Below are 20,657 nucleotides of genomic sequence, written 5' to 3' on the forward strand. Positions count from 1 at the left end.
TTAAATTGTATAATAAAACCACTTAGAAATAAGTGGTTTTATTTTGTTTTATCATAAATAGTTTACTCTGGTCTTGCTTTTAATTTTCTGATAAATAACGAATACACATAAATTGTAATTATACTAACCAACAGTATTGCCCAAAAACCATAATTCTGAAACCACGTTTCAAAATTACTTTTATAATTATAATTTTGAGGATTTAACTCTAAATAAACATCTTTTAAAAATCTAGAATAACTAAAAGCAGCGAACAAAAAGAAAGTTGGTACTGCAAATAAAACTAACGACCAAAAGATAGATATTATCGTTTTTTTCCAATTTAAAATATAGGAAAAAATTGAAAAAACGATAATTAAAAACGAGATAAACAACATTATAAAGTACTCGTTATATTTACTATACCCAAACAAATTGTTAGAAGAAGACATTAACCAAACTATTAATACCAAAACAACCAAACTTGCTACAAAACTTAACAATATTGTTTTAATACTTGTTGTTTTAAATATTAAAATAAGAATGCTTAAACAAAAAGAAAAGGCAATTATAAAATACAAAAAGACAATATCAAAACCAGAGAAATAAGATTCATATACGTTCTTAAAAAAATTATCAGTATCATTAAAATCGAAGTATAAACTCTTAGAATACGGAATATCTTTACCCGAAGATAAATTGTTTACTCCATAACCAGTTCTTGCATAATACTCTTCTTTTGGGTTACTCGTATATATCAATTCAGTTAAAAGGTAATTTGGTTTATTATCGATTAATTGAAACCAATTGTCTACCGTTAAGTTATGTTTTATTTCATATTTTTTTGAGATAGAAAGCACCTTTTTTAACCCTTCTTTTATTTTAACATCATCTTTATTATTTAATATTTCTTGATAGAAATTAAGCTGATTTTTATAATCTAAAGTATCTTGACCGTAATTAAATTTCTCTTTTGAGTAATTGAATAAAGATGGATTTAAAAACTCTTTAAACTCACTTATATCAATTATAGTTCTATCTTCAAAATTATCAAAATCAATCGAAGATCTAGTTTTGTAAGCGTTATTCGTTTCTAAATCATAATTATTATTGAACTTATAAAACTGTAAAAAATGATCATTCTTTTTGAAAAAAACCTGAGTAGTATCAATATTATCTGTTAAATTCTGCTCATAACCTACTGCAACCTTTAAAGGAAAAGGAGCTGGATACTCTTTTTTATCTATTTCATACTCATCTTGTTCTTGCATTAAAAACAAACTAAACTTATTAAAAGTCTTAATATCTTTATCTAATTCTTGCCAATTATAAAGAGATCTTGTTTTAATTTTTAAACCTGTTTTAAAAGAATAAAATTGTGTTGTACTTATTAAAATGATGAGAAATACAATACAAAATTGCTGAAAAATCATTCCCTTTTTTATAGAATACAAATTTTTAAAAGCATTGTTTCTTAGGTAAAAAATAATCCAAATTAATAAGATAAAAATAGAAATCAACACGTTGTAATACACGTTAGATGTAAAAAAGAAAAAATCATCTAACTTATAATGTTCTTTTAAGTCTGCTAAACCATTAACAGAAGAAAAGCCAATTAAAAAGAAAAGCAAATGAACAATTATATTTACTCCAAGCATCCAAACTAAACGAGTATTCCATATTAATGGATAATGCTCTAAAAGGTATTTATTTATTTTATTGATGAAATTCATTCTTATTGTTTAGATGATTAATACACGAAAAAGCGTCTGGTAGATTTAGAAATATCTCTGATATACGTTACATTTAATTGATGACTTGCAATCGTATTTAGCACAATATTAAATGTAATATCATGCTTAAAGTACAAGATATAAACACCTCCATTAAACTCTAGCTTTTCTAAATTCAGTTCTTTAAAAACAGTTTCTAGCTCTTCTCTAGAATTGGTTGCATCTAATTCTATAATTAACTGCTTTGCTGTTTTTTCTTCTATATTTAATTGATTAGAAGGTTTACCGTTTCTTAAATAAATAACCTCATCAGAAATTTTTTCTACTTCATATAATTGCTGAGAAGAAAACACCATTGCAATTGGGTTTACAGGAGATTTAGACATCATCTTTAAATCTTCTAAGATAATTTGTTGTGCTAAAATATCTAAGTTTGCCAACGGCTCATCTAACAAAATAATTTCTGGCTTGCGTAACATTGTTCTTGCCAACTCAAAACGCATTTTATATCCAGAAGAAAGTTCGCTCCATTTTAAATCTTTGTATTTCCAAAGACCAAACCGGGCAACCATCATTAAAACTAATAAATCATTTTTTTCACCTTTTACACCATAATGTACCAACGCAAATTTTAAATTATCTAAAACTTTACCATACCAAACTGCAGTTCTTTGCGGTATGTAAACCAATTTAGACAACACATCGTAAGCGTCTTTATTTTTTGATGAAAAAGAATATTCTAAACTACCTGCAGATACTTTATTTAAAGAAGCCAACACCGTTAATAACGTTGTTTTTCCATTTCCATTTTCGCCAACCAAACCAAAAATATCTCCTTTTTTCAATTCGATATTTACAGGACCTAAAACAAAACGACCTTTGTTATAATCTTTGGTAATGTTATCTGCTTTTAAAATTGTTGTACCAACTAAGTTTTTGGTTTCAATTTTTATCTTTTTAAGTTGATTACAGCATTCTGTAAATAACAAAAGTAATGACGATTTATCATCACTACTTTCATTTTCATATTTTTCTACAAAGTCTAATACTTTGGCAAAAACTTCTACAGAATCGGTGTTTAAAGAAGCATCTAAAAGCGTTCTATACCCTAAAGAAAAATCGCCTCTCTTAAAATATAAAAGCGCATTTTCTATTAATTCTTCTTGTGTTTGTATCATATTTCTTTTAATTCTAGCAATTTTTCTAATTTAGAAATAATAAAATTTATTTAATCGATTCAATCACCCCCTTTAAAAAGGTGTTTTCATCAAAATTATTTAAACCAAAACGGACAATTACCATCTCTTGATCTGGTAAAACGTACACTCTTTGTCCTTGAAAGCCATCTGCATAATACATGTTTTTAGGCACGTCCTTAAAATCATTTTCTGCATTTAGCCAGAACTGCGCACCATAAGTTCCGTTAGAACCTCTCGTTGGTGTTCTTATATAGTTAACCCATTCTTTGGTAAATAATTGTTCTCCATTCCAATTTCCATTTTTAAGGTATAAAAGCCCAAATTTAGACCAATCTCTTGCAGTTGCCCATGAATAAGAAGAACCTACGTAGTTTCCGCTTAAATCAGCTTCTAAAACCATAGAGTTCATCCCTATTTTATCAATAAAGTTGACATACCAAAAGTCTAAATATTCTTGATGTGTTTTAAAGTAAGTTCTTAAAATACCTGATAATAAATTGGAGGTTCCAGAAGAGTAATTCCAACTTTCGTTTGGGGTACCAACCAAAGGCTTATTTTCTTGCATCTTAGTCATATTTCTTTCTAAAAACAACATTTTAGTCGCATCAGAAATTTCCCCATAATTCTCATCCCATTCTAAACCAGAATTCATTTGTAATAAATTATTGATCGTAATCTTTTTACGCTCATCATTTTGCCAAGAATCAATTGGAGCTTTGTCAAACACATTAATTCCACCTTGAGTTTGCATAATTCCAAATACAGTACTTAACAAACTCTTCGTCATAGACCAGCCTAAAAGTTTTGACTCTTTATGAAATCCGTCTGCATATTTTTCTGAAACAATTTGATCTTTATAAACAACCAAAACAGCTCTTGTTTTATTGGTAGGATCAAATAACAAATCTACAGATTCATCAATTTTATCATAATCTAAATTTGCAAAAATAGTATCTATTTGTGGGGCGTTTCCATAAGGATAAGGTGTATTATTATCTGCTTCTAATCTTTTAGGAACTAAATAATCTGCAGTTTCATCGCTTTCTTCTAAGGTTAAAACAGCTCCTAAACCTTCTCTATAAATAGCTTTTCTTGTTAACAAGCCAAAAGCAGAAGATGTTGCATTTTTATTTTCTAAATCAACTTTATCCGAAGCCAAATTAACTGGAGAAAAATCATTGTCTGTGGTGTCAGTAAATTCTAGAGTTCTATCTGCAATAAAAACAGACGAAGCCATGTTTTTAGCAGAATAACCAGCCAAAAGATTCAATTTTGGGTAGTTGTAAATAACAACACCAATCACAGTAATTAATACTAAAAATAGAATTCGTTTAAAAATTTTCATCAGAAAAAGAGTTTAATTATGTAAAAATAAGAAAATCATATTGTCTTTATTACAAGTTTCAAACTTCATCCGTTATCTTTGTGTTTTAAATTGATTTTGTATGATAAATGTTGATAAAATTAGAGCAGATTTTCCAATTCTAAAAAGAACCGTTCACGGAAAACCTTTAGTCTATTTTGATAATGCTGCTACTTCTCAAACACCACAAATTGTTATTGATGCAATTGTAGATTATTATAGTAACTACAATGCTAATATTCACAGAGGTGTGCATACTTTAAGTCAGGAAGCAACCGATAAATATGAACAAGCGCGTATTAAAATTCAACATCATTTTAATGCAAAAGAAGCGTATGAGATTATTTTAACTGCTGGTACCACAGACAGCATTAATAGAGTTGCTGCCGGTTTTGCCTCACTTTTAAACACAGGCGACGAAATTATTGTTTCTGCTTTAGAACACCATTCTAATATTGTGCCTTGGCAAATGTTGTGTGAAAAAACAGGTGCTCTTTTAAAAGTGATTCCAATGTTAGAAGATGGTTCTTTAAACATGGAAGCATATCATAATTTATTGAATGATAAAACAAAATTAGTTTTCTGTAACCACGTTTCTAATGCTTTGGGAACTATAAACCCAATTAAAGAAATTATTGCTGCCGCTCATAAGGTGAATGCTGCTGTTTTAATTGATGGAGCTCAGGCTACACCTCATATAAAACCAGATGTACAAGCTTTAAATGTTGATTTTTATGTAGCTTCTGCACATAAATTATGTGGCCCAACAGGTGTTGGAATGTTATACGGAAAACAAGAATGGTTAGAAAAACTACCTCCTTACCAAGGTGGTGGAGAAATGATAGAAACCGTAACTTTTGAAAAAACGACTTACGCAGGTTTACCTCATAAATTTGAAGCTGGAACTCCAAATATTTGTGGCGGAATTGCTTTTGGAGCAGCTATAGATTATATGAATTCCGTTGGTTTTGACGCTATCGCTGAATACGAACATGAGCTTTTAGCATACGGAACACAAGAATTATTAAAAATTGAAGGCTTAAAAATTTTCGGAACTACAAAAGATAAAACGGCTGTAATTTCTTTTAATGTAAACGATATTCATCCGTATGATATTGGTTCTATATTAGATAAATTAGGAATTGCCGTAAGAACTGGTCATCATTGTGCACAACCAATTATGGACTTCTATAAAATACCCGGAACTATTAGAGCTTCTTTCTCGTTCTATAACACAAAAGAAGAGATTGATATTTTGGTTAGCGGAGTTAAAAGAGCAGTAATGATGTTGTCTTAAGAAGATTGTTTAATAATATAAAAGAGGTTATCTTAAAATATATTTTAAGATAACCTCTTTTTATGTTTTCATAATTATTTTCTTACTTTAAAGTAGGCGAATAATTTGTAGGATAATCATCTGCTTTAGCCAAACCATCTGTTGCTAATGTAAAATTAGAACCAAATTCTGCATCTATAGCCTCTAAAATTTCATTAGCCATTAAAGCATACCCTCTTCCTGTTAAATGTACACCATCTAAACTGATTAAACCACCAGTAACTAAACTTGTATTTAACCTATATTTATCAAAAATAATACCTTCGGAAGCTTCTTGTAAAAGACCTTTAAAATCTACCAATGCAACATTTTCATTTGTACTCGTTATTGTTTCAATTGTTGCATTATAAGCATCTGTAGCCGTTTTTATTGCTGCTTGCTCCTGTGGTGTTAAAACCCAATTATCTGCTAAAGGAACAGATACTCCGTTAATTAATGATGCATTTCCATTAACTGTAGTACCAATAATAGCAGAACTTGCTAATAATAATAAATCATCTGCAGTTGCTTGTCTGTATTTTGGAATTCCTGCAAAAGCTGGGTTTATAGCTCCTAAATCTGTTAAATCTTCATCTATAATTACTACAGCATTTTGACCAGCCGAAAAACTAATTGTTCTTTTAGCTACCTCATCATCTGTTAATAAGCCAGTTCCGGCTAAAGCTGCCGCAGCCGCTTGTAAACCGCCATTATAAGTCGCATAACCAGTATTTACAGCTTGTGCTGTTGCTGCATCTAAAGGAACAGGGTTATAAGGTACTGTAACAAAATTAGCTAAATCTGTAATATAAGGTACATTTGCAACCACTCCTTTTGCTCCATTTGATGTAAGTGCGGTTACCATACCATTTAACACATTTGCAAAAACATTTGGGTCTGTTATATCCGCTTCACCGTAAGTAGAAGGATCATAATTACCTGTTTGGTCTACTCCAGAACCTCCAGAAAGTGCATAACCTAAAACATCATTTCCTCCAATTTCTGATAATGTAAAAAACGTTGGTGCTTGGGCCAATGCATCTCCTATAACAGTAGCAGAAGAACTAGATTCCATTCTACCAAAATATGGGTTTAATGTTCCATAACCAGCAACACCTAAATGAAAACTTTTTGCACCAGGTACTCCAAAATTATTGAAAGGGCCAGATACTTTAGCTGTTAAAGGTGTTGTAGGTAAAGCACTTAACCTAGTTGGACCAGCTCCATCAAAATAAAATCTTGGCGGCTGTACTGCTGTTCCGTTAAAAACCAAACCTCCAATATTATCATTCATTAAAGGTTGTTTAAATGTGGTTCCAAATTTTTCTGCTAAAATGTTTGGAAAAGAATTTTCTTGCCCCGATTTAAACAATGCTCCGTCTGTATACCCTGCGGTAAAAGAAGCTCCTATAGAAATGTATGTAGAAAAATCTAATCCATTTTTATTTAATGTTACTAGGGGTTTTACTGGATCTACTATTTCATCTAACTCATTGTTTACATCACAAGAAGTAAAACTGAAAGCCAAAAGAAATAATCCTATATATTTATAATTTTTCATAAAGTATTTTATTTTAGTTATTAATTGTCCAAGAAATATAGTACTGAGAACCTACTGCTCCTACACCGGTAGCACCCAAGTATTCTTGACCTGTTAAATTTGCTCCACCTAATTTAAATACAGATTTCATTGAAGGAACACTATAATTAACTTGAGCATCTAAAACGGTTCTCGCTTTCATTGTACCATCTAAGAAAGAAGATTCCCATCTATATTCATCTTGCCATCTTGCATTAACATTAAAACCAAAGTTTTTAAATAAGTCTGTTTTACCAAATTGCAATTTTACTTTATGTTCTGGAGTATTAAAACCAGCTTCAAAATCTGGATCTGAAGCTTGATCAAAATCAAATTTTGCATAAGTATAATTAAGACCAAGGTTAAAACCTTTTAAAATTTTGGTATTTAAACCAATGGTTGCTCCATAAGAATTAATATCTGCATCAGAATTAGTATACAATTGAAAAACCTTAAATCCGCCGGCAGCGTTGTAAGGTACAATTACATTTTTATTGGCTATAAAATCTTCATATTGATTATAATACACACTTAAATCTACAGTAAGGTTACTTTCATTAACAGGAATAAGACCTCTATACCCTACTTCAAAAGCGGTTACTTTTTCTGGTTTCACAAAGTCTACCTCTGCTTTTACAGTTCCACCACTTGCAACAGTAAAAGAGTTTTCATAAGCATCTCTACCTGTTAAAGTATAATTTACACCTGCAGCATCTGTAAAACTTGTGGTATATCTATCTATATTATCTTCTACACCACCTACTAAAATTGCATTACCAACATCTAAACCAATATATTGATCTTGCGTTGTAGGATTTCTAAATCCTGTTTGAAAAGAAGCTCTAAAGTTCTGATTTTTATTTTCACCACCTGCGTATGCAAATGAAATTCTTGGAGAAAAATTACCATCAAAATTTTGTGCTTTGTCATAACGAATTGAAGCGGTTACCTTTAAACGGTCGTCTTCTAAAAATTTCTTTTGAGCTTGTGTATAAACACCATATTCATCATACTTAATAGGTCCGTCTGTATCTGTAAATATATTACCAAAAGAATTTAAAGAATACCTTCTATAAGAACCACCAACTTGAATTTCTGCAAAGTCTATATAGTCTTGAAAATTATAATTCGCATCTGCATGATATAATTTTGTTTGATCTCTAAATTTAGCACCTGTAATTAAATCTGGGTCACTTGTTACTGTATTAAAAGCATTCTTAAACTCAGCAGTTCCAGGTAAAAAACGATTTCTATCTGCAAATGCTCTTGCAGCTTCATGAGAACTAGCAGTAACACCAGGAACACTTCCTAAATAAGCTCCAGCATATTCTGTAAACCAATTTTGGTCTGAACTCCAAGCTCTATTAATATTTAAACCTGCAAATAAGGTATTATAAGAATCACCAGCATCTTCACTTGTTACATAACCACGTACAAAAAAGTTTTTACCTTTAAATTCTAATTTATGTTGCTCTAACAGAAAGTTTTTAATGCTATATTTTTGACCACCTAAATATTGAGTAGTTCCAACGCCTACTTTAGTATTCCATATTACTTCTAAACGATCATCACCAAAAGGTCTATAATTTAAAGAACTACCAAACTTTACGCTTTTAACGCCATAGTCCATCAAATCGTTTTCATTATAACCTGTTCTACTCACTTTTCCTATAGCTCCTCCAAAATCATTAGAAGCTACATCTCCATAAACATTAACACCATTATAATTTGGATCTGATCTATCTCCTGAAATGTATTCATCTCCGTTTGTATTTCTATAGTCTGTTGCATGCCAATCTTCTCCTTCTAAATAGGATAAGGTTGCTTTTGCCGCAAACTTATTAGAAAAAGCATACGCCATTCTAATATTAAAATCATAAAACTCATTATTTCCTGCTGCTTCTTGACTTGTAACTCCTCCTTTTAAAGAAACACTAATTCCTTGATCTTCAAAAGGACTTTTACTGGTCATAAACATAATACCATTAAATGCATTTGCACCATATAATGCAGAGGAAGCACCTGGTAATAATTCTACTGTTTTTACATCTAGTTCAGACATACCTAGTAAATTACCTAAAGCAAAATTTAATGCAGGAGACGAATTATCCATACCGTCTACCAATTGCATAAAACGTGTGTTAGAAAAAGTTGCAAAACCACGTGTATTTACAGATTTAAAAGTTAAACTGTTGGTGTTTACATCTACTCCTTTTAAGTTTTCTAATCCGTCGTAAAAAGAAGGTGAAGAAGTATTTTTAATAGCTCTACTATCCATTCTTTCTATGGTAACTGGAGATTCCATAACACGTTCTGGTGTTCTAGAAGCAGAAACTACAATTTCATCTAAAGAAGTTTCATTTTCTATTAAGGCAACCATTACTTTTTGATTATTTTTTATAATCTCCACTTTTTCTACATGAAACCCCAGCACAGAAATCTCTATAGTAAAAGGTGGCTTGTCTGAAACATTTAATACAAAATTACCATCAAAATCGGTGGTTGTTCCTAACGCTTTTCTAGCAATTTTAATATTTGCTCCAGGAATTGTTTCTCCTGTTTTAGCGTCTGTAACAGTACCTGTAACCTTGGTTTGACCAACCATTGCTACACTACTAAAAGCTATAAACGCAAGAAGTATAATTTTTTTTATCATAATTTGATTTTTTTGTTAAGTAAATGCAAAATACAATATTTTTTGAATAACTTAACAAACAGGTGCTTATTTTAAGATTATAGCAATATATCGCTATTATATTATCAAATAGAAAGTTTAAAAACTACTCTTTTTCATATTAGGAGAAACCGTTAGTTATTGTACATTTGTATTATACTTAATTATCTTTTTGATTGAATACAATTCAGAATATTTCTAATTTTTCTACTTCAGAAAAAACATATGTAACCATTGGTACTTTTGATGGGGTACATTTTGGGCATCAAAAAATTATTGATAAACTGGTTTTAGAGGCTAAAAAAGCAAATAGAAAATCTGTTTTACTTACTTTTTTTCCGCATCCAAGAATGGTGTTACAAAAAGACGCTACCATAGAGTTGATTAATACGATTGAAGAACGTGCCGAATTACTTAAAAAAACTGGCTTAGATTATTTAATCATTCATCCTTTTAGCAAAGATTTTTCTAGAATGACCGCATTAGAATTTGTGCGTGATGTTTTGGTAAATCAATTGAATATTTCTAAATTAATTATTGGTTACGATCATCATTTTGGAAAAAATAGAGAAGGAAACATTGTTCAGTTAACAGAATATAGTCATTTATACGATTTTGTGGTAGAAGAAATTCCGGCACAAGATATCGATGATGTTTCTGTCAGTTCTACCAAAGTAAGACGTGCTTTGGCTACTGGAAACCTAAAAACTGCCAATAATTATTTAGGCTACAATTTTATGCTAAGTGGTACGGTAGTAAACGGAAAACAATTAGGTGGAAAAATTGGATATCCTACTGCAAATATTGATGTAAAAGAATCTTATAAACTGATTCCTAAAACGGGCGTTTATGTTGTAAAATCTACCATTGACAATAAAACTGTTTTCGGAATGATGAATATTGGCAGCAGACCAACTGTAGATGGAACTTACCAAACTATTGAGGTTCATTTTTTTGACTTCAACCAAAATTTATACAACGAATATTTAACAATAGAGTTGCTTTATTTTTTACGTGATGAAGAAAAATTTAGTTCTATTGATGCATTAGTTGTTCAGATTAAAAATGATGAACAAACTGCTAGAGAGTATATTAAAGAAAATCTTTAAGTTTTTTAATTTTCCGCAAATTTGTGTTATCACTGTTATAAGACTTCTCAATACTTCGAAGTGACAATTGGGGTGGTTTACCGTTGTGGGATTTCTCCTTTGTCGAAATGACAAGTTGATTGTTTTTTTACACCCAGTTTTGTCATTTCGACCCTTTTAGGAGAAATCTCATAAAGTTTGGTAATTGTTATGTTATCACGGTTATGAGACTTCTCAATGCTTCGAAGTGACAAGTTTGTGGAGCAATTTTGTGTTAGCTTCTTTATGTGATTTCTCCTTACGTCGAAATGACAATTTCGGTATTTAATATTAAAGACCCTTCAGGTTTTAAAAACCTGAAGGGTCTGAACTGAGTAACCTCATAATAACTTCCTTTTTTGGTATTCACTACGCGTTAAGGATAGCGCAATTGTTTGAGCTCTTTTTTGTTTTTTACAAAAAAAGCGAGTGCGAAAGCCTGACCCTTGTGGTAACGCCCAAAAAACATTTGAAAACATCTATTTTCTATGATTTCTTTGTGCCTATTTGTTTAGAATTTTACAACGCACTTTTATTTATAATTTAGTGTAAAACCACTTCACAAATTATATCTTTGCATTTACAAAAATTCTACAAAAATGTTACAAGTACAGTTTATTAGAGACAACAAAGAAACGGTTTTAGCGGGTTTGGCTAAACGTAATTTTGCCAATGCAGCAACGATTATTGAACAAGTTTTAACTGCAGATGAGAATAGAAGATCTACTCAGGTTGAGTTAGATAATACTTTGGCAGAATCTAATAAATTATCCAAAGAAATTGGTGGTTTTTTCAAATCTGGAGAAGTACAAAAAGCAAATCTTTTAAAGGAAAAAACAGTTCAGTTAAAAGAAAGATCTAAAGAGCTTGGTGATAATTTTAATGCTTTTGCAGAAGAGTTGCAAACATTATTATACCAGATTCCGAATATTCCTCATGCTTCTGTAAAAGCAGGAACTTCTGAAGAAGATAATGAGAACATTTTTAGTGAAGGAACAATTCCGGATTTAGGAGAAAATGCTTTACCTCACTGGGAATTAGCTAAGAAATACGATATCATCGATTTTGAATTAGGTAATAAAATTACCGGTGCTGGTTTTCCGGTTTATAAAGGAAAAGGTGCTAGATTACAACGTGCTTTAATTAACTACTTTTTAGATAAAAACACAAAAGCAGGTTATACAGAAGTACAAGTGCCACATTTGGTAAATGCAGATTCTGCAACGGCAACGGGTCAATTGCCAGATAAAGATGGGCAAATGTATCATTCTACAGTAGACGATTTGTATTTAATTCCTACTGCAGAAATTCCTATTACTAATATGTTTCGTGGTAATTTAATGCAAGAAGCAGAATTTCCTATTACGGTAACAGGTTATACGCCTTGTTTTAGACGTGAAGCAGGAAGTTATGGTGCGCATGTTAGAGGTTTAAACAGATTACATCAGTTTGATAAAGTGGAGATTGTACGTATTGAGCATCCTGATAATTCTTACCAAGCTTTAAACGGAATGGTAGAACATATTAAAGATATTTTAAGAGAATTAAAATTACCTTATAGAATATTACGTTTGTGTGGTGGAGATACTGGTTTTACTTCTGCTTTAACATTCGATTTTGAATTATTTTCTACAGCGCAAGACCGTTGGTTAGAAATTAGTTCTGCATCTAACTTTGAAACTTTTCAGGCAAATAGATTAAAGCTTCGTTTTAAAAATAAAGAAGGTAAAAGCGAATTGGCACACACCTTAAATGGTAGTTCTTTGGCTTTACCTCGTGTTTTAGCAGGTATTCTAGAAAACTATCAAACAGCAGACGGAATTAAAATACCAGATGCTTTAGTACCTTATTGCGGGTTCGATATTATAGATTAATTCTAGTATTCAGTTTACAGTAGCAGTATTGAGTGCTAAAGTTTGTGAAAATATGAATCAGTCTCAGTTTGCAGTTCTAATAGTACTGCAAACTGAGACTGATTACTTTTTTTTGACTGCTTACTGAAAACTGAGACTGCAAACTAATTTGCAACTACAGCAACCATTAATCTTTTGTATTTATTCATTTCTAAAAGTGAGTTTAAATACGCACTAATTTGTCCGTTTTTCATAAACTCTATAGAATTGTTTTTTGCTGTTTCGTATTGTTTTTTAAATGTATTCATCTTCTTAAAATTTGATTGGTTATATTCTCTTTAGACAAGTTTCGTGCCAAAATGTTACAAAGAAGACCTTAGAACAGACGTCTTTAATAAAAATTTAACATATTTCTTACCTATCTTTGAAATTGATGAAACAACTGTTTTTACTTATTTTTATTACTATAACTAGCGTTAGCTTCTCTCAAGGTGATTATTATTTGGCGGAAGATTACTATAGAGAAGGAGAGTATGAAAAAGCCACTCAAATCTTTAAAAACTTATATTCTAAGAACCTTTTTAATACTACTTATTTAAGTAGATTGATTTCTTGTTATCAAGAAACCAATAAATTTAATGAAGTAGAAAAACTATTAAAAACCGCACTTGACAAAGACCCTAAACAAGCTTTTTTTTATGTGCATTTAGGATATAACTACCAAAGACAAGGATTACAAGAGTTCGCAGAAAAAAATTACTCTATCGCTTTAAACGCTATTGATACAAATAGTTTTTATGGCGGATTTATTGGTAGACTTTTTAAAGATTATAATATTTTAGATCATGCAATTTTAGCGTATGAAAAAACAATGGCTAAAAATAAAAAAGCAGATTACAACTTTAGAATTGCTCAGATTTATGGTGAAAAAGGTGATTTAAAAAAAATGTTTGAGGCTTACTTTAATCTAGTTGATAAAAACATTGAAAATTACGATTTAGTAAAAAGATATACGAGTAGTTATATTACAGATGATGCAAAAAATGAAGCAAATATTTTATTTAGAAAAACACTTTTAAAAAAATCTGCAAGCAACCCAAAAGATGTTTGGAATCTTTTATTAAGTTGGCTTTTTACACAGCAGAAAGATTATAATAAAGCTTTTACGCAAGAAAAAGCTCTGTACAAAAGAAATCCTGTTGATTTAAATTCAATTTATAATTTAGGAAAAATAGCTTTTGAAAACAAAGATTATAGCACTGCTAAAGAATGTTTTTATTTTATTACCCAACAAAAAACTTTACAAATAGAAAAAATTGAAGCTTCTTTATACCTTACAAAAATAGCTATTGCAACAGATAATCCTGAAGTAGAAAAAATGTTTTTATCTCTTTTTAATCAGTACGGTAAAAATTCATCAACCATAAGGTTACAAGTGGAATATGCTGATTTTTTAACTTTTAAAAAAGACCAACCAAACGAAGCTAAAACTGTTTTAGAAGAAGCCTTAAACTATTCACGTTCTCGATTTGACAAAGCAAGAATAAAATTAAAATTAGGAGACATTTTAGTTTTTACAGGAAATTATAACAAAGCCTTAATCTATTTTTCTCAAATTCAAACGCAACTTAAAAACCATGAATTAGCACAAAAAGCCCGTTTTAAAGTAGCGCAAACAAGTTATTATAAAGCAGATTTTACATGGGCTAAAGCACAATTAAAAGTATTAAAAGGTTCTACAACACAATTAATTGCGAATGATGCTTTAGAGTTGTTTTTAAAAATTACCGATAATGAACCAGTAGACTCTATTCCGTCTGGATTAAAGCAATTGGCAAAAGCAGAACTGCTCTCTTATCAAAATAAAAATGAGGAAGCATTAACAGAATTACACAGTTTATTTACACCTAAAAACGTTTTTGAAAACGGGTTAAATCCCGGAGAAGTAATTTATGATGATGTATTATTTTTTGAAGCAAAACTATTCATCAAACAAAAAAAATATGACGACGCTATTGTAAGTTTTTCAAAAATTATTGAGGCCGATAATCAAGGTATTTATGCAGATGATGTGTATTACGAAATGGCAGAATTGTATAATAATCAATTAAACAACCCAGAAAAAGCTTCAGAATACTATCAAAAGATTATTTTTGACTATTCTTCTAGTATTTATCTAGTAGATGCTAGAAAAAAATATCGAAAATTAAGAGGAGATAAAATTTAACGCTCTATTTTTTTCAATTAAACATTTACACAAAATTACAATTACACAGCATAATGTACATATACAACGTAACTATAAATATAGATGAAACCGTTCATAAAGAATGGCTTACATTTATGGAAACTCATATTTTAAAAGTCTTAAATACTGGTAGATTTACTGCAGCAAAACTAACTGAAGTTTTGGTAGAAGAAGAAATGGGTGGTAGAACTTATTCTATACAATATACAGCAAATACTAGAGAAGATTTAGACGATTATTATAAACACGAGGCAGAAACATTACAACAGAAAAGTCTTCAAAAATTTGGAGATAAAATGTTGGCTTTTAGAACAGAATTAAGGTTGATAAAAGAATTTTATCCTACAAACACGAACAATTAAGAACAAATTCTTTACTTTTTAAAAATAGAAATATGTCAGTTAAAGCAAAAAAACATTTAGGTCAGCATTTTTTAACAGATGAAACCATTGCACAAGATATTGCCAATGCATTAACTGGTAATGGGTATGATGACGTCTTAGAAATTGGTCCTGGAATGGGTGTTTTAACCAAATATTTATTACCAAAAAAAGCAAAGGTAACTGTCATGGAATTAGACAGAGAATCTGTTGCTTATTTGCATGAAACATTTCCTTTAGAGCACATTAAACTAGATACTTCTAAAGAACATTTCGAAATTATTGAAGGCGATTTTTTAAAGAATCAAATTCAAGATATTTTCAATAAAAAGCAAGTAGCAATTATTGGTAATTTCCCTTATAATATTTCTACACAAATTGTTTTTAAAGCCATAGAAAACAGAGAATTTGTACCAGAATTTGCAGGTATGTTTCAAAAAGAAGTGGCTAAAAGAATTGCAGAAAAAGAAGGTAGTAAAGTATACGGAATTTTATCTGTGTTAACCCAAGCCTTTTTTGATGTAGAATACCTATTTACAGTTCCGCCAACGGTATTCAATCCACCACCAAAGGTAGATTCTGGAGTTATCCGATTAATTCGTAAAAAAGATTATTCGTTGCCTGTAGATGAAAAATTATTTTTTAGAGTTGTAAAAACAGCCTTTAATCAACGAAGAAAAATGCTCCGTTCTAGTTTAAAGTCTTTCAATATTTCGGATACCTTAAAAGAAGACCCTATCTTTGCGAAACGCCCAGAACAATTATCTGTTTCTGAGTTTATTTTACTTACGCAAAAATTGGCAGAAAATGAAGTTCGAAATCACTGATGAATCTTTAGAAAACCTATCAGAACTTATCATTTCTAATAATGATAAAGAAATAACAGCATTATTTTCTGAAGTCCATTTTGCCGATATCGCAGAAGTTTTAGACGAAGTTAATTTTGAGGAAGCTATCTATATTATCAAACTTTTAGATAGCGAAAAAACATCAGAAATTCTTACCGAATTAGACGAAGATACTCGTGAGAAAATTTTAAAAAACTTATCAGCAAAAGAAATTGCAGATGAAGTTAGAGAGATGGACACCGATGATGCTGCCGATATTATTGGAGAGCTTTCTAAAGAACGTCAACATCGCGTAATTTCTGCTTTAGAAGATGATGATCATGCGGCAGATATTAAAGAATTATTATCCTACAATGATAATTCTGCAGGTGCTTTAATGGCAAAAGAATTGGTAAAAGTCTATGAAACCTGGACCGTTGCCGGTTGTATGCGCAGAATAAGAGGACAAGCAAAAGACGTTACCAGAGTTCATTCTATTTACGTAGTAGATAAAGAAGATAAATTGGTTGGCAGAATGTCTTTAAAAGACCTAATAATTGCAAAATCAGACCATAAAATAGCAGACATCTGTAAAGCAAAAGTAGATGCTGTAAACGTACATCAAAACGATGAAGAAGTTGCTAAAATAATGGCTAAGTACGATTTAGAGGCCATACCTGTTGTAGATGATAACAATGTTTTAGTGGGTAGAATTACCATTGATGATATTTTAGATGTTATTAGAGAAGAAGCCGACAAAGATTACCAAATGGCAGCTGGTTTTTCTCAAGATGTAGAAGCAGATGATACCATTTGGGAACTTACAAAAGCGCGTTTACCGTGGTTAATTTTAGCCCTTTTTGGTGGCTTTATTTCCGTATCTGTTTTAGGTAGTTTTGATAATGCAATAAACACTTTTCCTGAACTGTTCTTTTTTACACCTTTAATTGCTGCAATGGCAGGTAATGTTGGGGTACAATCTTCGGCAATTATTGTGCAGGGTTTGGCAAACGACAGCTTAAAAGGATCGCTGTTTAAAAGGTTGTTAAAAGAAATATTACAAGGGTTGTTAAACGGTTTTGTATTGGCTGCCTTATTAATGTCTGCCGGAATGTTATTTTTAGGTTTTCCACTAGATTTAGGAATTACCGTAGCAGCTTCCTTAATTTCCGTAATTATTATTGCTTCAATTATCGGAACATTTATTCCTATTATTTTAGCAAAAAAAGGTATTGATCCAGCCTTGGCAACAGGCCCATTTATTACCACTAGTAATGATATTTTAGGAATTTTAATCTACTTTTCTATCGCTAAATTAGTCTTAGGATTTTAAGTTTAATTTTCTTCAAGATCAACTTTTATACTTAAAACCTATTAAATTAGTGCTAAAATTATTCTTAAAAAAAAACCTTTCAGATAAACTGAAAGATTTTTATTCTTTTCATTTTCGATATACCTTAATGCATATCAGCAATTGTCCCCATAATTATATGTGATATAATTATACCACAAACATACAGCTATTATAAAAATGTAAAATGTAAAAAACCGAAATTAAAAATGCGGTTTTCCGCAAAATGAAAATAATTATTGTTTTAATACCAAATACATCTAGGTAAAATAATAAAAAAACTCTTTTAGATTAATCTATAATTCCTAATTCTTTTGCTTTAAGAACTAGATCTGTATTATTTCTTGCATTTAAATTTGTTCTTAAATTACACAATTTAGTTTCTATAGAACGTAGTTTTAAAAAAGAACTATCTGATTTTATAATTATACCTTCTAAATTACTTATTTTAGGGTGTTTTGGAAGCTCCTTTAAAATTTGAATAGCTACATCATCCATTTGAATTTGCACAATATTTCTACGCATTATTTTCTGATGAATCTCATGTGTGTAATAGTAACCGTTTACTAACATTTTTTGAACTGCAAAACCAATCTCTGTAGCATCGCACTTACTTTTTAGTAGATAGGCATTCGGATTTAAATTGCTAATTACATTATAGACTCTATTGGTTTCTGTATGCCCCGTTATAACCGCTATTTTAATATCAAACTCATTATTTCTAATGGCTTTTATCAATTCTTCTCCCCCATCTAAATTAGTTTCATCTGTAGCGTTATCAAAACTTAAATCTGTAAATAATAAGTGAAAAGGCTTGGTTTTTTGATGACTTTTTATCAACTGAAAAGCGTCATCACAATTATCGGTTGTAACAATATCAAAATCGCCCACTTCTTTTAAAGAACAAAGAATTCCTTGTATTACTAATTGGTGATCATCAACAATTAAAATTTTAGTTTTATTTTTCATTTTTAGGAATTTCTATCGTAATAATTGTTCCTTTTTCTAATTGAGTTTCCATATTAAAAACACCATTAATTTCTTCTATTCTTTCTTTCATATTTTTTAAACCAATGCCACTTTTTTTATCTTCAACATTAAAACCTTTTCCATTGTCTGAAATGGTTAAAAAAACACCATTTTTAGTTTCACTAAAACTTAAAATCATATTTTTAGCCGCTGCATGTTTCTTCGTATTTTGAATACTTTCTCTTATAGACAAAAACAATGTTCTTTTAATAGCTTTATTAATTTCTTTCCAATTTACGCTATCTATATCATGAACTTTGATTCTAAAATTGACTTCAAAAAAGTCTGAAACCAAGCTAACTACTTGATCTTCAAAAGAAACTTCATCAAAGCTTTCACTACTTAATTGATGTGATAAATTCCGAACATTTTCTTTGATAATATCTAAACTTTTTACCTCTTCTAATAAATTCGTTTTTTCTAACTTTAAAAGCAACATTCTAATATCTCCAGCAACCTCATCATGCAAAGATTTTGCAATTTGCTGTCGCTCAGTTTCCCTCACTTCTACTTGTTTCAATTTAGCTTCAAACAATATTTTCTTTCTTCTACTAGCAACAATACTTGCTCCAAAACCAATAAACAGAATACTTACACCAGCAAGTAACCAACCAATAATTTTTTGCTGTTTTTCTTTGTCAATTTTTAATTGTTTTCTAGCATTTTCTTCTTTTAAATGATGGTTTTCTACATCTTTCTTTTCCGTTTCATACCTCACTTTTGCAAACTGATTTTTTAAAGACCTTTCTCTTCTATAAAGACTATCATTTAGAGTAATATACTCTTCTAATAACAGCCTTCCTTTTTCACCTTTTACCAAATGAGATAAAAGTAAAAGATTGTCTAAAGTGTACCTATTGAAATTTACTGCTTTAGATTTTTTTAATCCTTTATTCGTATGAAATATTGCTTTTTTAATTTCATTATTTGCCTCATAAATTTTTCCTAAATTAGAATGGGTCAATACTAAACCTCTTTTGTAATTTCTTTGTTTTCTAGATTTTAAAACCACCAAATACCTTTCTATTGCAGCTTTTTTATTTCCTAATAAAAAGTTATTAAAAGCAATACCTCCCAATGCCGTTTCATACCTATAAACATCTTTAAACTGAAGACTGTCTATAGCTAAACTTTTCTTAAAATAATTTATTGCTTCTGTATAATTTCCTTCAGACTCATAGGTGTTTGCTAAATGATTAAATAATCTTGCCGCCTCGTATTTTATATCTAAAAGCGGACTATTCTTTTGAAGTTCAAAGAATTTTAGGTACGTTTTTCTAGCTTCTTCTTGTCTATCTGTCATCAATAAAACATTCCCTAATCTTTCATATAAAAGCCCCGTAAAAAAAACTTCATTAGGGTAATTTTTAATATCCGAATCTTTAATATGAGGCTCGACAAAACGTAATCCTTCTATAATTGATATTTCACTACCTAAATAATCTCTTTCATCATATTGCAACGCAGCCATAGATAACAACCTTCTAGTTGCTTCTAAAGAATCTTTTAACTGTACAGAAATGTCTTTAGATTTGCTATAATAATAAAAAGTACTATCTGGTTTGTATTGTAATTTAAAAGATAATCCTTTATAATAATATTCTTTTGCTAAAGTAGCAGTGTCTTTAGTTCTAAGATAAAATTTTCTAAGCTTTTGGAATGCTAAAGTTAAATTAGCAATATCTTTATTAAAATAACTTTTCATTCCAAAAAGAAAATAAGTGTTTTTTAATAAAGAATCTCCTTTAATTTTCTCTGCTAATAAAAATGCTTTTTTTGGTAATTCTGTTTGTTTTTCTTTAGTATATGTGTTTAAATAAATAGCCAAAGAATCTATATGTAAGTCTTTCTGTTGAGAAAACATAGAAATAGAAACAAATAGCAGCAGTAGAAAAATATTTTTACGCATAAGAATAAACTATTAATTGGTTATATTTTTCTTTTATCAAACTCTTTTACAACCTTATAACTAATTACAAATTCTATTCTTCGTTTTTCTT

Annotated in this window: 15 protein-coding genes; 7 read left to right on the forward strand and 8 right to left on the reverse strand. The window is 30.1% G+C overall.

Annotated elements, in window-relative coordinates:
• Positions 1 to 62 precede the first annotated feature (62 nt).
• Genes WHD08_RS11570 through WHD08_RS11580 form a run of 3 tightly spaced genes read right to left on the reverse strand, consistent with a single transcriptional unit; the run spans position 63 to position 4,256 of the window.
• Entirely contained in the window at positions 63 to 1,712 is a 1,650-nt protein-coding gene (locus tag WHD08_RS11570; protein WP_208890732.1) for a hypothetical protein, read from the reverse strand.
• Between the two features lie 17 nt (positions 1,713 to 1,729).
• Positions 1,730 to 2,890, reverse strand: coding sequence for an ATP-binding cassette domain-containing protein (locus WHD08_RS11575; RefSeq protein ID WP_208890731.1), 1,161 nt, complete (start codon positions 2,888 to 2,890; stop codon positions 1,730 to 1,732).
• Positions 2,891 to 2,936: 46 nt separating this feature from the next.
• Complete coding sequence (locus WHD08_RS11580) at positions 2,937 to 4,256, reverse strand: serine hydrolase domain-containing protein (RefSeq protein ID WP_208890730.1); 1,320 nt, start codon at positions 4,254 to 4,256, stop codon at positions 2,937 to 2,939.
• 100 nt (positions 4,257 to 4,356) lie between these two features.
• Here WHD08_RS11580 and WHD08_RS11585 point away from each other — a divergent pair, with 100 nt between their 5' ends.
• On the forward strand, positions 4,357 to 5,571 hold the full coding sequence (locus WHD08_RS11585) for an aminotransferase class V-fold PLP-dependent enzyme (RefSeq protein WP_208890729.1): 1,215 nt from the start codon (positions 4,357 to 4,359) through the stop codon (positions 5,569 to 5,571).
• 82 nt (positions 5,572 to 5,653) lie between these two features.
• Here WHD08_RS11585 and WHD08_RS11590 read toward each other — a convergent pair whose 3' ends face one another.
• Both WHD08_RS11590 and WHD08_RS11595 read right to left on the reverse strand, forming a co-directional pair.
• Positions 5,654 to 7,150, reverse strand: a complete 1,497-nt coding sequence (locus WHD08_RS11590) for a G-D-S-L family lipolytic protein (RefSeq protein WP_208890728.1) — start codon at positions 7,148 to 7,150, stop codon at positions 5,654 to 5,656.
• 13 nt (positions 7,151 to 7,163) lie between these two features.
• Positions 7,164 to 9,824: a TonB-dependent receptor gene (locus WHD08_RS11595; protein ID WP_208890727.1), complete on the reverse strand. Its 2,661-nt coding sequence runs from the start codon at positions 9,822 to 9,824 to the stop codon at positions 7,164 to 7,166.
• A 194-nt stretch (positions 9,825 to 10,018) separates the two neighbouring features.
• Here WHD08_RS11595 and WHD08_RS11600 point away from each other — a divergent pair, with 194 nt between their 5' ends.
• Together WHD08_RS11600 and serS are read left to right on the forward strand one after the other, a co-directional pair.
• The gene (locus WHD08_RS11600) at positions 10,019 to 10,951 is read left to right on the forward strand and encodes a bifunctional riboflavin kinase/FAD synthetase (protein ID WP_208890726.1); all 933 of its coding nucleotides are present in this window, start codon (positions 10,019 to 10,021) and stop codon (positions 10,949 to 10,951) included.
• A 617-nt stretch (positions 10,952 to 11,568) separates the two neighbouring features.
• On the forward strand, positions 11,569 to 12,843 hold the full coding sequence (serS, locus tag WHD08_RS11605; protein WP_208890725.1) for a serine--tRNA ligase: 1,275 nt from the start codon (positions 11,569 to 11,571) through the stop codon (positions 12,841 to 12,843).
• Positions 12,844 to 12,986: 143 nt separating this feature from the next.
• On the opposite strand, the gene WHD08_RS11610 is transcribed toward serS, so the two are convergent.
• Positions 12,987 to 13,130, reverse strand: coding sequence for a hypothetical protein (locus WHD08_RS11610; RefSeq protein WP_165731424.1), 144 nt, complete (start codon positions 13,128 to 13,130; stop codon positions 12,987 to 12,989).
• A 125-nt stretch (positions 13,131 to 13,255) separates the two neighbouring features.
• Between WHD08_RS11610 and WHD08_RS11615 the strand changes: the two genes are divergently transcribed.
• The 4 genes from WHD08_RS11615 to mgtE are packed head-to-tail and all read left to right on the forward strand — an operon-like array spanning position 13,256 to position 17,610.
• Positions 13,256 to 15,049: a tetratricopeptide repeat protein gene (locus tag WHD08_RS11615; RefSeq protein ID WP_208890724.1), complete on the forward strand. Its 1,794-nt coding sequence runs from the start codon at positions 13,256 to 13,258 to the stop codon at positions 15,047 to 15,049.
• 53 nt (positions 15,050 to 15,102) lie between these two features.
• Entirely contained in the window at positions 15,103 to 15,432 is a 330-nt protein-coding gene (locus WHD08_RS11620) for a DUF4286 family protein (protein ID WP_208890723.1), read from the forward strand.
• Between the two features lie 32 nt (positions 15,433 to 15,464).
• Positions 15,465 to 16,277 (forward strand): 16S rRNA (adenine(1518)-N(6)/adenine(1519)-N(6))-dimethyltransferase RsmA, encoded by an 813-nt coding sequence (gene rsmA / locus WHD08_RS11625; protein WP_165731421.1) that lies wholly within the window; start codon positions 15,465 to 15,467, stop codon positions 16,275 to 16,277.
• Positions 16,258 to 17,610: a magnesium transporter gene (gene mgtE, locus WHD08_RS11630; RefSeq protein ID WP_208890722.1), complete on the forward strand. Its 1,353-nt coding sequence runs from the start codon at positions 16,258 to 16,260 to the stop codon at positions 17,608 to 17,610. The genes rsmA and mgtE overlap by 20 nt, the downstream gene beginning before the upstream one ends.
• Before the next feature lie 309 nt (positions 17,611 to 17,919).
• Here the strand turns inward: mgtE and WHD08_RS11635 are convergent, their stop codons facing one another.
• Both WHD08_RS11635 and WHD08_RS11640 read right to left on the reverse strand, forming a co-directional pair.
• On the reverse strand, positions 17,920 to 18,597 hold the full coding sequence (locus WHD08_RS11635) for a response regulator transcription factor (RefSeq protein WP_208890721.1): 678 nt from the start codon (positions 18,595 to 18,597) through the stop codon (positions 17,920 to 17,922).
• Positions 18,587 to 20,566: a tetratricopeptide repeat-containing sensor histidine kinase gene (locus WHD08_RS11640; protein ID WP_208890720.1), complete on the reverse strand. Its 1,980-nt coding sequence runs from the start codon at positions 20,564 to 20,566 to the stop codon at positions 18,587 to 18,589. The genes WHD08_RS11635 and WHD08_RS11640 overlap by 11 nt, the downstream gene beginning before the upstream one ends.
• Positions 20,567 to 20,657: the final 91 nt, after the last annotated feature.

It is taken from the genome of Polaribacter sejongensis, assembly GCF_038024065.1.
In the GTDB taxonomy this organism is placed as follows: Bacteria; Bacteroidota; Bacteroidia; order Flavobacteriales; family Flavobacteriaceae; genus Polaribacter; species Polaribacter sejongensis.